The organism is Arthrobacter sp. Y3223164 (assembly GCF_059091005.1).
Genome location: NZ_JBNHGF010000031.1, coordinates 1 through 14,816 on the forward strand (window position 1 = coordinate 1; position 14,816 = coordinate 14,816).

The window sequence follows — 14,816 nt, forward strand, 5'->3', positions numbered from 1 at the left end:
CGCGGCACCGGCGGCTTCGGCCAGCCGGTCGCGCAGGTCCTGGGACAGCTCGCCCTCTTCCGGGGCAGCCTGCCCCGCCAACGTGCGAAAGAAGCCGTCCTCGGCCGCGTACGCACGGGTCTGCTCGATCACGATCCGCACCTGCCGTTGGGCGGCGACCAGCCCGCGGTCCTTGGCCTCGCGCAGCGACGTCACGTAGCCGGCAATCGCGTCCGGAACGTGCGCCATGCGGCCGGCGATGTTGTTCCAGTCCTCGATGGTGTTGGTGGGCATCAAGTCGAAGATGGCGCGGATGTCCTGCGCCGGCGAGGCGATGTTGTTCAGGTCCGCCAGGTCCCAGCCGGTCTCGTGGATTTCGAGCTCAAGGCCCAGCCGCTCGTGCATCGCATCAAGGGTGACGCGGTCCACGTCGTCGGTCGGTTCCAGGTCCTCCAGCCGCCGGAGTGCCTCCCGGGTGGCCTCGGCGAAGGCCTCGGCGCCGGCAGGGGAGTAGTCCGGGTACTCGGTTTCATGGCCGGGGATGCCCAGGGAGGTTGCCAGCGAAGGGTCCAACTCCAGCAGCTCCGCCGTGTAGGCGTCTGCGACGGCATCGATGGCGGACGGGATGCGCCAGGTTTCCGGGCTCTTGGTCAGTTCAGATGTCTGCTCAGTCACAGGGAGAGCCTACCGGCAACCCGCAGACCCGGCCACGCCAGCGCGCCTGTCCGCCGTCCGGCATCGGGCGGCCGGCCCGGCGGCAATCGTCACGGAATTGTAGTGTGTCGCCTCTGGCCCTGAGGTCCTGCCGCCCCATAGGTTGGGGGGTCAACGGTGAGGAGGGCAAAGTGCGCATGAGGACGACGGCGGCGCTGGCGGCACTGGGGGTGGCGCCCGCCATGATGCTCGGCGCCTGCGCGGCGCCTCCGGAACTGCTGGCAGCGGACGGAGTGGCCCGGGCGGACGTGGCAGCGGGGGACTTTCCGGCCGAGGTCGAAGCGCTGCGGCGTTCGGCCTACAAGCTGGGAGCAGCCATGCTCGCGGCGGCGCCGGAGAAGAACCAGGTCACCAGTCCGGTGAGCCTGCTCTACGCCGTCGCCATGCTCCGCGCGGGCGCCGGCAGCACCACGGCCCGCGAGATGGATGCCGTGGTGGGGCTGCCGGACGCGCATCTCGAAGCCGCCATGAACGGGCTGTCGGCGGAGTGGGAAGGTTTCGACGGCGATCCCAACTCGGTCGACGAGGAGGAGCCACCGGCCCGGCCGCTGCTGCACCTGGCCAACGGCGTGTTCGTTGACGAAGGGACGCCCACCGGCGAAGACTACCTGCACACCCTGGCCCGGCATTACGGCTCCGGCGTCTACCCGGTGGACTATTCCGATCCAGCGACCAAACAGGCCATGGATGCATGGGTGGACCACCACACCGGCGGCCGCATCACCGAGGCGCCCGGCACCTTCGACCCGGGGAACACGCTGACCTTGCTCAACGCCGTCTACTTCGCGGCCGCCTGGGACCAACCGTTCGACCCGTCGGTCACGGAGGACGGCGCTTTCACCACGGCTTCCGGCGAGCCGGTCGAGGTACCCATGATGGGCAATCTGGTGCAGGCCTGGTACGCCCGCGGGAACGGCTGGCAAGGCCTGGACCTTCCCTATGCCGACGGGTTCGTCATGCGGCTCATCCTGCCGGACGGCGGCACGCCGGTCATGGACCAGGCCGGACTGGTGGAGGTGGCGACGGTGATGGATGGGGCCGACGAGGCCATGGTCGTTCTCGAGCTGCCCCGCTGGAACCACACCCACCGGCAGGACCTGTTGCCGATCCTGCGCGGGCTCGGACTCGCCGAAACCTTCGGCCCGGATCCAGATTTGGAGACCATCCAGCCGGACGCCTCGGTGACCGGCGCGGCCCAGCAGGCCAACATCACCGTCGGCGAAAAGGGAACCATCGCCGCCGCCGTGACCGAACTGGATGTGCTGTCCGGTTCGTTGCCGCCGCAGCCCGAGATCGAGCTTTCGTTCGATCGGCCCTTCCTCTACCAGATCATCCACCTGCCCACAGGTTTTCCGCTTTTCCTCGGCACGGTCCTGGACCCGCGCTGAGCGCCCGGAGACCCGTACCGCGCCCGTCCCCGCAGTGAAGCGGCAGCAGTACCAAGCCGGCCGGGAGTCCGTGACCCCCCGGCCGCGGCGGCATTACCGCAGGGCGTGCCCTCTGGGGAGCCGGCTACCGGAAGGTGTGCCGCCAAGCGCCGGGGCCGTGCGAGACGAACGGGCGCAGCAGCGGCCGGCGGTTTCGCCGGGGCTTGCTCTGCGGCGAGCTGGATACCCCGGATGACTGCAGGGCGGCGACAACGGCGGTCAGCGCGGCTAGTTCCTCGGCATTGGGATTGCCCTTGGCCACGGTCAGCAGCGGATGGGGCCCCATGGCGTCATCGGCCTGCGGCACCGCGGCGGTGCCCGAAGACTGTGTTGTATTCATGTCTGACCACCGGCTCATAGCGGAATGTTCCCGTGTTTCTTGTGCGGCATCGTCGCCCGCTTGTCGCGCAGCGCCCGCAGGCCGCGCACCACTTGAAGGCGGGTGTCGGACGGTGCGATCACGGCGTCGACATAACCGAGTTCGGCAGCCTGGTACGGGTTGAGCAGCTCTTCCTCGTACTGCGAAATGATCTCCTGCCGGCGGGCCTCGACGTCGCCGCCTTCGGCAGCCACTGCGGCCAGGTCGCGGCGGTAGAGGATGTTGACCGCGCCCTGGGCGCCCATCACGCCGATCTGGGCGGTGGGCCAGGCGAGGTTCAGGTCGGCACCGAGCTTCTTGGAGCCCATCACAATGTAGGCACCCCCGTAGGCCTTGCGGGTGATGACCGTAAGCTTCGGCACCGTGGCCTCGGCGTAGGCATAGAGCAGTTTGGCCCCGCGGCGGATGATGCCGTTGAACTCTTGGTCCTTGCCAGGCAGGAAGCCGGGCACGTCCACCAGCGTGAGGATGGGAATGTTGAAGGCGTCGCAGTGACGGACAAAGCGGGCGGCCTTTTCGGAGGCGTTGATGTCCAGCGTGCCTGCGAACTGCATGGGCTGATTGGCCACGACGCCGACGGTGTGCCCCTCGACGCGGCCGTAGCCGATGATCACGTTCGGCGCATACAGCGACTGCATTTCCAGGAAGTTGCCGTCGTCGACGACGTGCTCGATCACCGTCCGCATGTCGTACGGCTGGTTGGCCGAATCCGGAATCAGTTCGTCCAGGGTCAGGTCGTCAGCGGTGAGGTCGAGTTCCTCCTCGAAGTCCAGCGGCGGAGCCTCGGCCAGGTTGTTCGAGGGGAGGAACTCGAGCAGCTCACGGACGAATTCGACGGCGTCGGATTCATCGGCGGCCAGGTACGTGGCGGTGCCCGTCGTGGCGTTGTGCTGGCGCGCCCCGCCCAGCGTTTCCATGTCCACTTCTTCGCCGGTGACCGTCTTGATGACGTCCGGTCCGGTGATGAACATGTGGCTGGTCTTGTCCACCATCACCACGAAGTCCGTCAGGGCGGGGGAGTAGGCGGCCCCACCGGCGCACGGGCCCATGATCAGCGAGATCTGCGGCACCACGCCGGAGGCGGCAACGTTGTTGCGGAAGATGTCAGCGAACATCGCCAGCGACGCCACGCCCTCCTGGATCCGGGCGCCGCCGCCGTCGTTAATGCCGATGACGGGGCATCCGTTGCGCAGGGCGAATTCCTGCACCTTCACGATCTTCTCGCCGTTGACCTGGGAGAGCGAGCCGCCGTAGACGGAGAAGTCCTGGCTGTACAGCGCCACCAGCCGCCCATCGACGGTTCCGTAACCGGAGACGACGCCGTCGCCGAGCGGCTTCTTTTTCTCCATGCCGAAGGCGGTCGACCGGTGCGTGGCAAAGGCATCGAACTCGACGAAGGATCCTTCGTCCACCAGCATTTCGATCCGTTCCCGCGCGGTGTTCTTGCCGCGGGCATGTTGCTTCTCGATCGCCTCGGCGCCGGAAGGCTGCAGGGACTGCGCCTGGCGGCGGCGGAAGTCCGCAATCTTGCCTGCAGTGGTCTGCAGATCAAGGTCTTGATCGAGGCTCATGAATTCTCCGGATTCTGCCGAGGGTGTCGGATGCGGCGCTCTGCAGGCTGCTTAAGTAGGTTTCGCACAAAACAGCAGGGCGCAGGCGCGCCGCTGAACCAAGTCTAGTGAGCATGGGCGTCAGGCCACGTGTAGGAACCCTACAATTTCGCCGCAAGTGCTTTTGCCTGGGGAACCCCGCGGATCGCGGCCTGCCGGCAGCTCCCGTGCGGTCGGCGGTCAGTAGGATGGGACACATGAGCCCGAGTTTTTCCGACGTTGACCGACCGGCCCTGGATTTCGACGGCCTCAGCGACGCTCTCTGCGCACCCCTGGGCCCGTACCGGAGGCTCGAACTGGTGGAATCCACCGGCTCCACCAACAGCGACCTGGCGGCCAAGGCGGTCGCGGACAAGGTGGGATGGTCGGACCTGAGCGTCCTGGCCGCCGAGATGCAAACCGCAGGCCGCGGCCGGCTCGACCGGCAATGGAGCGCTCCGGCCCGCTCGTCGGTGATCGTGAGCATCCTGCTGCGCCCCTTCAATCACGCCGGCCGGCCCGTGCCGACCCAAAGCTACGCCTGGTTCTCACTGCTGGCCGCCGCCTCGCTGGCGGAGGCGCTCGGCGAGTACGCGCAGCTGAAGGCCGAGGTCAAATGGCCCAACGACGTCCTGGTCTCCGGCCGCAAGATCGCCGGCATCCTGGCCCAAATCGTGAGCTACCCCGACGGCTCGCCCCCCGCCGTCGTCCTCGGCACCGGCCTCAACGTGACCCTCTCCAGGGATGAACTGCCGGTTCCCACCGCCACCAGCGTCGCGCTGGAAAAGGGCCGGACGACCGACCGGAACATCCTGCTGATGTCCTATCTGCGGGTCTTCTCGCAGCGCTACCGGCAGTTCTGTGATGTCAGCGGCGACCCGGCGGCCGAATGGGACGACGGATCCAGCCTGATCGGCCGGATGCGGGACGTGATGGTCACCCTGGGACAGCAGGTGCGCGCCGAGCTTCCGGACGGGAAACACATCATCGGCGAGGCCTTCGGCCTGGACGCTTACGGTGCCGTGAAAATCCGCGACGCGGAAGGCACAGAGCACGTCGTGGCGGCCGGCGACGTGGTGCACCTCCGGCCGCACGAAGGTCCCTGAGTTGCGCCGGACGCCCTGCCGGACCCGGGAGCCGCGTTGCGGCTGAAACTGGATCCGGGGGAGCGCGTGATCGTGGTGACCCGGCCGCAGGCACGGAAGCTTTCCTGGCCGGTGGCGGCAGCGCTGCTGGTGCTGGGAGTCGGCTCCTACCTGCTGGGCAACCTGAGCCGTCCCGGCCCGCCGGACTGGGTGGTCGAGTCGCGCCCCTTGCTGCTCGCCGGACTGGCCGTGATGGTGGCGGCGCTGCTGTCGCGACTGTTCCTCCTGCCGCTGCTGCGCTGGATGAGCACGCGCTATGTGCTGACCAGCCGGCGGCTCATCATCCGCGAGGGCGTCGGGCGGCGGCATGAACGCCAGCTGCTGCTGGTGGCCATCGCCGAAGTCCGCAGCGAGCAGTCCATCATCCAGCGCACCCTGCGCAGCGGCAATCTCACGATCGACCTGGGGCACGGACGGACCAGCACGGCGGTTGACGTACCGGAGGTCCACCGGTTCAGATCGTTGGTGGTGGAGGCCATTGAGGAGCTGCCACGCACCACCATGTTTGATGGTGTAGACATGGAAACGGAAACAGAGTGGAACAGCTGGGACAGCTGACAGGGAGGAAAGCACAGGATGGACATCAGCAGCGGGCAGGATGAACCGCGCCGGCCACCGGTTCCGCGTGATCCCGAGCTGCCCCATCTGCTGCGCCGCGAAGTGCCGCCGCCGCCCGCGGACGAACCGGACGAAGGGCTGGAGGAAACCCGCCCGGAGGACCCCGAACCTGTGCTGGAGCCCGAGCCGGCACCGGAAGGGCACCAGGCCCCCGGCGGCCACCCGACGGGGGAGCCCGAGCCGCTGACCTTGTCCATGCCCCGGGTGCCGCTGCCCACCCCCGCGCCGGTCGCCGAGTCCAACGGAAAGGTGGACCGGCAGGCCATCAAGGATCTCGAGATCCGGCTGTTGGGTTCCGAACGGACCATGAAGCGCCGTGAAGTGGCTGCCGGGGCAGGAGTGTCGCTGCTGTCGGCCCGCAAAATCTGGCGTGCCCTGGGGTTCGCCAACCTCGGGGACGAAGACCTCGCCTTCACCCAGGCCGACCTGGAGGCCTTGACCACCATCATCGACCTGGTCCGCGAGGAGCGGCTGACCGAAGAAGCGGCGATTTCGATCACCCGGTCGGTCGGCCAGATGACGGACCGCATGGTGGTCTGGCAGGTGGAGGCGTTGGTGGAGGAGATGGTGCACCAGCGGGGGCTCACTGATGCCCAGGCCCGCCAGCGGCTGGTCCATGAGCTGCCGAACCTGATCGATTCCCTGGAAAAGCTGTTGCTCTACTCCTATCGGCGACAGCTCAACGCCGGGGTTGCCCGCCTGACCGTCCGGTCCGAGGCCGCCCTCCGAGCCGGAGCCGGGGCAGGTGGCGACGCCGATTCGCTGCCCCTGCTGCGGGCGGTGGGTTTCGCGGACCTGGTGTCCTACACGAGCCTGTCCCGCCAGATGAACGAGAAGACCCTGGCCCAGCTGGTCCAGCGCTTCGAAAACCGCTGTGCCGAGATCATCTCCGTGGGCGGCGGGCGCCTGGTGAAGACGATCGGCGACGAAGTCCTCTACATCGCGCCCTCCCCGCAGGCCGGGGCCGAAATTTCGCTGGCCCTGGCGAAGGCCATAGGCGACGACGACCTGCTGCCCTCGGCGCGGGTGGCCATGGTGTGGGGCAGGGTCCTTTCCCGGCTCGGCGACATCTACGGCCCCACGGTCAATCTCGCCGCCCGCCTGACCACGCTCGCGGAGCCCGGCACCGTTCTGGTCGATGCGTCCACCGCGTCCACGCTCGCCGGGGATGAGAGATTCGTGTTGATCCCGCAGAAGGTGCGCACCGTCCGTGGATTCGGCGAGGTCAACCCGGTCACCGTTGCCCACGGCACCGGCCAAGGGCTGGTTGTCGACTAGGTCCAGGCTCACCGGACGGTACCGCAACGAGGCCCTCGACGCCCGGGCACGGCACCGCCCCCGACGCCCGGGCAGGGCATCGCCGTCGTCGTTCCCGGGCGAATGGCCGGCAGGGGAGTCCTCCCCATGCCTTCGGGTTTACGCTCAGTGGTTATACGTGCAATAGTCGATAAGGGCCCTTGTCGCACCAAGGGCCGTCTTTGGGTGCCTTATCGGCGTGTTCTTCCGGAATTTCCCGGGGCGCCGACGGGGAATCGGCGCGGGATCACAAAGGAATCAGGGCATTGCGGGGAAGAATGTTCGGGCGGACGCGGCGGCGCAAGACGCTCGCATCGACGACAACCTTCTCTGTGGCGACGGCGCTGGTGGTCGGCGGGGCCATCTACTACCAAGGGTTCCCCACCGCCGACGTGGATTTGAATGACGGCGGGGTGTGGGTCACCAACAACAGCCAGGGGATGGTAGGCCACCTCAACTATCAGTCCCAGGTGCTCGACGGCGGCTTCAGGGCCAACAGTGACGGCTTTGATGTCCTGCAGAACGCCGGCACGGTGTTCATGGAAAACCAGGACCAGTCGATGCTCAGCCCGGTGGACGTGGCGCAGATGGAGCGCGGGTCCGAACAGCAGTTGCCCGGCACCGCCGACGTGGCTTTCGGCAACACGCTGCTGTCCATCACCGACACGGCCAAGGGCCAAGTCTGGATCAGCCCGGCCGACGAGTTGGGGTCGTTCAATGAGGAAACGGCCGAGCCGCTGCTCACCGACGCCAAGGGCAGCGTGGCCACGGTCTCGAGGCAGGACACCATCTTCGTTGCCGATCCGGCTGCCGGCGAGGTAGCCCGCTTCGAAGTCAACGACGAAGGCGTGCCCGAACGCACCGGCGGGCACCGGGTGGAGTCGCTGGCCACAGCCGGGGATCTGCAGATAGCCGCCGTGGGGGAAGAAGCGGTGGTCTTCGATACCGACTCGGGCCTGCTGGTTCTCCCCGGCGGCCGCGAGGTCACCGTGCCGGACGCCCGCGGCGGCGCGCTTCAGCTCAGCGGCGACGAGAGCCCGTTCGTGGCGGTGGCAACCGAGTCGGCCCTGATCAAGCAGCCGCTGAACGGATCCGACGCAGCCATCGTGCCGCTGGAAGGCACCGGAACACCGGCCGCACCGGTCCAGCTCGCCGGATGCCTGCACGCGGCCTGGGCCGGCGTCAACCACTACCTGCGGGACTGCAGCGACGACGCCGATGATCTAGCGCAGCCGATCCTGGGAATCGGTGCGAACGCGTCGCTGGTCTTCCGGGTGAACCGGGACATCGTGGTCCTCAACGACGTGAACGCCGGCAACGTCTGGCTGGTGCTCGAAAACATGCAGCTGGTGGACAACTGGAGCGACCTGATCCCGCCGGAGCAGGAGAACGAAGAGGACGAAGAGGACTCGGCGGACGAGAACCCGGTCAACACCCTGCCCGACCGCACCGAGGAAAACCAGCCGCCGGTCGCCCAGGACGACGCCTTCGGCGTGCGTGCCGGCCGCACCACCACGCTGACCATCCTGGACAATGACTCCGACCCCGACGGCGATGTGCTCACCGCCCGCGTGATCGGCGACGGCCCGGTCGTCGGCGAGGTGCAGGGCATCTACGACAGCACCGGACTGCAGATCGTGGTTAACGGCGACGCGGGGCCCGGCCGGCACACCTTCAATTACGAGGTGGACGACGGCCGGGGCGGCACGGACACGGCGCGGGTAGCGATTGACGTGCGCGCCGAGGGCAGCAACCTGCCGCCGGAAGCGAAGCGGAAGACCACAATCCTGGTGGAACAGGGCCGGGAGATCAGCCAGAACATCCTCAGCGACTGGATCGACCCGGACGGGGACGACCTGTTCCTGGTCGACGCCGACAACACCGCCGACGGAGACCTGGTGCGGACCCGGCCGGATGGGCTGCTGACCTTCCAGGACGTCGGGAAGACGTTCGGCAAGAAGGACGTCACGGTGCGGGTGTCCGATGGTTCCGAAACCACCGAGGACGTGGTGGTGTTCGACGTCCGCCCGCCCGGCGCGCTGCCGCCCTTGGCCAACGCCGACCACTTTTCCGCGACCGTGGGCCAGGAAATCCAGATCGCGCCGCTGAAAAACGACCAGGACCCCAACGGCGGGGAACTCCGGCTGGCCAAGACCGGTTCCGCGGCGAACACCTCGATCGTGCCCGACTACGACGCCGGGACGGTCAAGTTCACGGCCGATGCCGCTGGCGCCCACTACTTCACCTACCTCGTCACCAACGGGCCCACCAGCACCACCGGCCTGATCCGCATCGATGCCACCGAGGACGACGGCGGCGGCGCGCCGGTGGCCGTGCGCGACGTTGCGCTGCTGCCGGAGAACGGGCAGGTGCTGGTGGATGTGCTGGCCAATGACACCGACCCCGCCGGCGGCGTCCTGGTTGTGACCTCGGTGGACGCGGACGGGGCGCCTGTCGCCGTCGAGGTGCTGGACCACAACATTTTGCGCCTCTCCGACGTGAAGGGGCTGCACGAGCAGACCACCATCCGGTACACCGTGTCGAACGGCTTCGCCTCGGCCACGGGCGAGGTCAGCGTGATCTCCGTGGCCGGCCAGGACAAGCCGCTGCCGCCGCAGGCCGAGGCCGACACCGCAACCGTGCGGGCCGGCGACGTCGTGACCGTGGAGGTGCTGGCCAACGACACCGATCCGAACGGCGACACGCTGGAGCTGGTGGAAGAGCTCGCCGAGACCCCGGACCCTGCCGATGGCCGCATCTTCACTGCCGAGAATACCGTGCGCTTCATCGCCGGGCAGCAGGCCAAAACGGTCTACGCGGTCTACGAGGTGACTGACTCTACAGGACAGAGAGATTCGGCCCAGCTGAGGATCAATATCCTCCCGCGCGACGACGAGTCCAACTCCCAGCCCGCCCCCAAGAACCAGGAGGCCCGCGCCATCGCGGGGTCGACGGTCCGGATTCCCATCCCGCTGAACGGCATCGATCCCGACGGCGACTCGGTGTACCTGACGGGCATCGGCAAGGCTCCCACCCAGGGCGCGGCCGTCGCCGGGCCCAACTACATCGACTACACGGCATCGGCGCAGGGCGCGGGAACCGACACCTTCACCTACCAGGTCAAGGACAGGCTGGGCGCCGTCAACACGGCCACGGTCCTGGTGGGCATCGCCCCCGCGCCGGAGAGCAATCAGAACCCGGTGGCGCTGGACGACGGGATCGAGATCCGGCCGGGCCGGACGGTGGCCGTCGACGTGCTCACAAACGATTCGGACCCGGACGGTGACCCGCTCCAGTTGGCCCCCGACAAAATCGTCGGCACGCCCGAGTCGATCGCGGCCAAGGCCGAAGACGGCCGCGTCTATCTGACAACCCCGGCCCAGGAAGGCACGGTCAACGCCCGGTACACGGTGGGCGACGGCCGCGGCGGCTCCGCCGTCGGGACCGTGACGGTCCAAGTGAGCGAGGACGCCCCGCTGCAGGCGCCGCTGGCCCGCGATGATCGGGTGGAATCGGCCGACATCAAGGGGCGCACCGCCGTCGACGTGCCGGTGCTGGAGAACGACGAGGACCCGGACGGCGTGGCCAAGGAACTGGACGTCCTGGTCGATGGTGACTACCCGACCGCCCGGGCGGTCGCCGACGGCCAGGTCAACGTGGAGCTGACCGACGCGGTCCAGCTGATTCCCTACACCGTCCGGGACGGAGACGGGCTGCAGGCCACCGCGGTCATCTGGGTTCCGCCGCTGGGCGAGCAGTATCCGGTGCTGCGCGACAACACCCCGCTGGACGTGACGGCCGGCGACGAACTGCAGCTGGACCTGACCGAACTGGTGGAAGTCCGGCCCGGCCGCACCCCGCGGATCACGGTGGCCGAAAGCATCCGCGCGATCGGCACCAGCGACAACCAATGGATGGCCGACGCGAGCACGCTCAGCTACAAGGCGGACCTCGACTACGCCGGCCCCGGCTCCATCACGTTCGAGGTGACCGACGGATCGGGCCCCGACGACCCCGAGGGGCTCAAGTCCACGCTGACCATCATGACCAAAGTGATTCCGGCCGCCGACCGGAACTTCCCGCCGGAGCTGACCACCGGCACGCTCGAGGTCGCCAAGGGCGAAGACGCCGTCAGCTACGACCTGCGCCCGCTGGCCAGCGACCCGAACCCCGAGGACCTGGAGAAGCTGCAGTTCGCCGTCGAAGGCGGGACGCCGGAAGGATTCGACGTCAGCCTGGAGGGCAGCGTTCTGCGGGTGGCGGCGGATGCCGCGCTCCAGACCGGAGCCACCGGCGTGGTCAACTTCTCCGTGACCGACGGGCGCTCCGACAAGGTGACCAGCCGGGTGGGTGTGCGGGCGACCGCCTCCACCCGCCCGCTGCCGGTCGCCAACGACGACCAGGTGCCCGACGCCGTCCAGGGCGAAGCGCTGCCGGTAGACGTGCTCGCCAACGACGTGAACCCGTTCCCGGAAACCCCGCTGACGATCGTCAGCGCCGTGGCCGGCAACGGGGGCACCGCGGAGATCGACGGGGAGCGGATCATCGTGACGCCCGGCGCCGACTTCTCCGGCACCATGACCGTCGAATACACGGTCGAGGACAAGACCCGCGAGGGAAGCCGGCAGGCGACGGCGAACGTCTCGCTCGTGGTCAAGGGCCGACCGGAGACGCCCGGCACGCCGCTGGTTGACTCGGTCCGCAACCAGAGCGTGGTGCTGTCCTGGACGGCGCCCAGCGACAACGGCGCGCCGATCACCGGCTACACGGTGAACGCGGTCGGCGGGGGCTTCAGCCAGCAGTGCGCGACCACCACCTGCACCCTGACCGGCCTGCAGAACGACGTCGAATACACCTTCACGGTGACGGCGGAGAACAGCATTGGCACGTCCGACCCGTCCGCGGAGTCGGCGGTGGCGCGGCCGGATGTCCGGCCGGCGACCCCGGCCGCTCCGCAGCTGAAGTTCGGCGACAAGTCACTGGACGTGAGCTGGACCGCCCCGGCCAACGAAGGCTCGGCGATCGAAAGCTACACCCTGGAGATTTCGCCGGCGCCGCCGAGCGGCCAGCTGCAGAAGAACGGCCTGACCGGCACCAGCTACAGGTGGGAGGGACTGGAGAACGGCCAGGCCTACGAGGTCCGGGTGCAGGCGCACAACCGCGCCCCGGAACCGAGCGACTTCAGCGCCTACTCCGCCGCAGAGGTGCCGGCCGGTCCGCCCGCCGCTCCCACCGCTCCTGCCACCGAACGGGTGAAATCCGTGGGTGACCAGAGCCAGCTGAAGGTGAGCTGGGCCGCGCCGGCCAACAACGGCGGCGAAATTCTCGACTACACCGTGCGCGAATACCAGGGCGGAGGCCTGACCCGGACCTTCCCGGCGGTGAGCGCGACGTCGCAGACCGTGACCGCACCGAACTCGGAGACCGCCTACACCTACACCGTCACGGCCCGGAACAAGGCCGGGTCGGGCGAGGCCAGCCCGCAGTCCAATGCGCGGCGGGCGGTCGGCGCACCTGCTGCCCCGACCGGAGCCTCGCTGAGCGAAGCGGAGACCGGCGGGGCCGGACGCGCGGTAACGGTGTCCTTCAACGAACTGACCGCCGCGCAGCGCAACGGCGCCCAGGCCGGCGAAGTCAGCTACCGCGCGACCTTCAGCGACGGCCGGACCATGGCCATCGCAAACGGCCAGAAGGTGGGAGGCTTCACCAACGGCAAGGCCGTCAACGTGCGCATCACCTCCGTGGCCAACAGCGACGGCGCGAGCTACTCCAGTGCGCCGAGCGCCGAGTCCAACAACGCGACGCCGTATGGGGCTCCGGGCACGCCGAGCGTTTCCGGACAGAACGGCGCCAGGGAACAGCAGGACGTCACGTTCAGCTGGAGCGCACCGGCGGCGAACAGCCATGACGTCACCCAAATCCGGATCCGGATCGACGGGGGCGCCTGGCAGAATGTGGCCAACTCGGGAAGCAAGACCGTCAACACCCGCGCGTACAACAAGCGCGTGACGTTCGAAGCGCAGTCGATCAATTCCCGGGGCACGGCCGGTGCGATAGCGTCGACCGCGGCCAGCTCCGGCGACGCTCCACCGCCGCCGCCGCCGCCGAAGACGCAGTGGACGGTGACCGTTGGCGGAGGCAATACGGATCTCGATGATGGACACCGGACCTGCATGGAAAATGCCGACGGCAGCAGCGACAACTTCAACAACGGGTCTTGCGCAGGCAACCACTGGGCCATTTGGGGCAGTGAGATCGTTGTCCAGTGCTACGTGCAGTGGAGCAGCGGAAAGTGGTACAAGCAGATCGGCGGCGGCCAACCGCAGAACCACAACATGGTCGTCAAGGGCCTGCACATCCGTGAGGCGGGGACTAACGGGCATCTTGCCAACTCGGCCCCGGCAGGGATGGGCAGATGTTAGGCCGCCAGCGGGAGGGGCGGCCGACCCCATGACCGCACGCTCCTTAAGCAACTAGAAGTTTTGACACCGAAGCAACACGAAGAGAGACCGGGAACAGCATGACGATGACTTCCGAGCAGGCCGAGTGGTTCGCCGAGACGTTCGGGAAGCTGGCCGCCAACGTCGGCCAGGCCGTGCTTGGTAAAAACCAAGTGGTGCGCTTGGTGCTCACCGCCATGCTGGCCGAGGGGCACGTGCTGCTGGAGGACGCCCCGGGAACCGGCAAGACGATGCTGGCCCGGTCGCTGGCCGCCACCGTGCAGGGCTCGAACTCGCGCATCCAGTTCACGCCGGACCTGCTGCCCTCGGACGTCACCGGCATCACCATCTACGACCAGAAGACGCAGAAGTTCGAGTTCCACAAGGGCCCGATCTTCGCCACCGTGGTGCTGGCGGACGAGATCAACCGCGCCTCGCCGAAGACGCAGTCGGCGCTGCTGGAAGTCATGGAAGAAGGCCGGGTGACGGTGGACGGCGTGACCTATGACGCCGGGCGACCCTTCATGGTGATCGCCACGCAGAACCCGATCGAGCAGGCCGGCACGTACCGCCTCCCGGAAGCCCAGCTGGACCGCTTCCTGATCAAGACGTCGATCGGCTACCCGGACCGCGCGTCCACGGTGGAACTGCTGGCCGGAGCCGGCACCCGGGACCGGTCGGCGGCCCTGACGCCGATCATCACCCCGCAGGCCGTGCGAGACATGGCTGACCTCGCGGCCACCACCCACGTGGACCTGTCGGTACTGGAATACGTCTCCGCCCTGTGCGAGGAAACCCGCACCGCGGCCGAGTCGCGCCTCGGCGTGAGCGTCCGCGGCGCCCTGGCCATGGTCCGGGCGGCCAAGGTCTGGGCCGCCTCCCAGGGCCGGAACTTCGTACTGCCGGATGACATCAAGGAATTGGCTCCGGTGGTCTGGAACCACCGGTTCGTGATGGACCCCGAGGCGGAGTTTGCCGGCGCCACCCCGGAGGCCGTGATGTCGCGCGTGCTGGCCGGCGTGCCGGCGCCCCAGCAGCGGGTGACGGTCTAGGGCCGTGCCGACGGAAGATTTCCGGCCGGAAGCGGCGGCATGACCGAGACGACGACGAAGCGGGCCACGGAGCAGACGAAGCGGTTCGCCGGCCTCGGCGAAACCATCCGGCGGGTGGCTCCGGACGAAGGCAGCACGCTGCATCCGGCCTCGCTGGCGGCCCGGGCCGGTTCGCAG

At 68.3% G+C, this 14,816-nt stretch carries 9 protein-coding genes; 6 read left to right on the forward strand and 3 right to left on the reverse strand.

The features are described from left to right. Positions 1-633, reverse strand: a 633-nt coding sequence (locus tag AC5RUJ_RS03545; RefSeq protein ID WP_494155606.1) for a DUF885 family protein, incomplete at its 3' end; no start/stop codon positions are given. A 197-nt stretch (positions 634-830) separates the two neighbouring features. Here AC5RUJ_RS03545 and AC5RUJ_RS03550 point away from each other — a divergent pair. Then, positions 831-2,081 (forward strand): serpin family protein, encoded by a 1,251-nt coding sequence (locus AC5RUJ_RS03550; protein WP_494128967.1) that lies wholly within the window; start codon positions 831-833, stop codon positions 2,079-2,081. A gap of 124 nt (positions 2,082-2,205) precedes the next feature. Here AC5RUJ_RS03550 and AC5RUJ_RS03555 read toward each other — a convergent pair whose 3' ends face one another. After that, complete coding sequence (locus AC5RUJ_RS03555) at positions 2,206-2,460, reverse strand: acyl-CoA carboxylase epsilon subunit (RefSeq protein ID WP_494050229.1); 255 nt, start codon at positions 2,458-2,460, stop codon at positions 2,206-2,208. Between the two features lie 14 nt (positions 2,461-2,474). Further along, a complete protein-coding gene (locus tag AC5RUJ_RS03560; RefSeq protein WP_494002528.1) occupies positions 2,475-4,070 on the reverse strand; it encodes an acyl-CoA carboxylase subunit beta in 1,596 nt (531 codons plus the stop codon). Positions 4,071-4,306: 236 nt separating this feature from the next. On the opposite strand from AC5RUJ_RS03560, the gene AC5RUJ_RS03565 reads away from it, so the two are divergent. The 5 genes from AC5RUJ_RS03565 to AC5RUJ_RS03585 all read left to right on the forward strand — a co-directional run bounded on the left by AC5RUJ_RS03565 (position 4,307) and on the right by AC5RUJ_RS03585 (position 14,639). Then, positions 4,307-5,194 (forward strand): biotin--[acetyl-CoA-carboxylase] ligase, encoded by an 888-nt coding sequence (locus AC5RUJ_RS03565; RefSeq protein ID WP_494101741.1) that lies wholly within the window; start codon positions 4,307-4,309, stop codon positions 5,192-5,194. A gap of 36 nt (positions 5,195-5,230) precedes the next feature. Then, positions 5,231-5,791: a PH domain-containing protein gene (locus AC5RUJ_RS03570; RefSeq protein ID WP_494128963.1), complete on the forward strand. Its 561-nt coding sequence runs from the start codon at positions 5,231-5,233 to the stop codon at positions 5,789-5,791. A 255-nt stretch (positions 5,792-6,046) separates the two neighbouring features. Beyond that, positions 6,047-7,129, forward strand: coding sequence for an adenylate/guanylate cyclase domain-containing protein (locus AC5RUJ_RS03575; RefSeq protein ID WP_494002542.1), 1,083 nt, complete (start codon positions 6,047-6,049; stop codon positions 7,127-7,129). A 296-nt stretch (positions 7,130-7,425) separates the two neighbouring features. Beyond that, entirely contained in the window at positions 7,426-13,569 is a 6,144-nt protein-coding gene (locus AC5RUJ_RS03580) for an Ig-like domain-containing protein (RefSeq protein ID WP_494128964.1), read from the forward strand. Between the two features lie 98 nt (positions 13,570-13,667). Then, entirely contained in the window at positions 13,668-14,639 is a 972-nt protein-coding gene (locus tag AC5RUJ_RS03585) for an AAA family ATPase (RefSeq protein WP_494128965.1), read from the forward strand. The last annotated feature ends 177 nt before the right edge of the window (positions 14,640-14,816 follow it).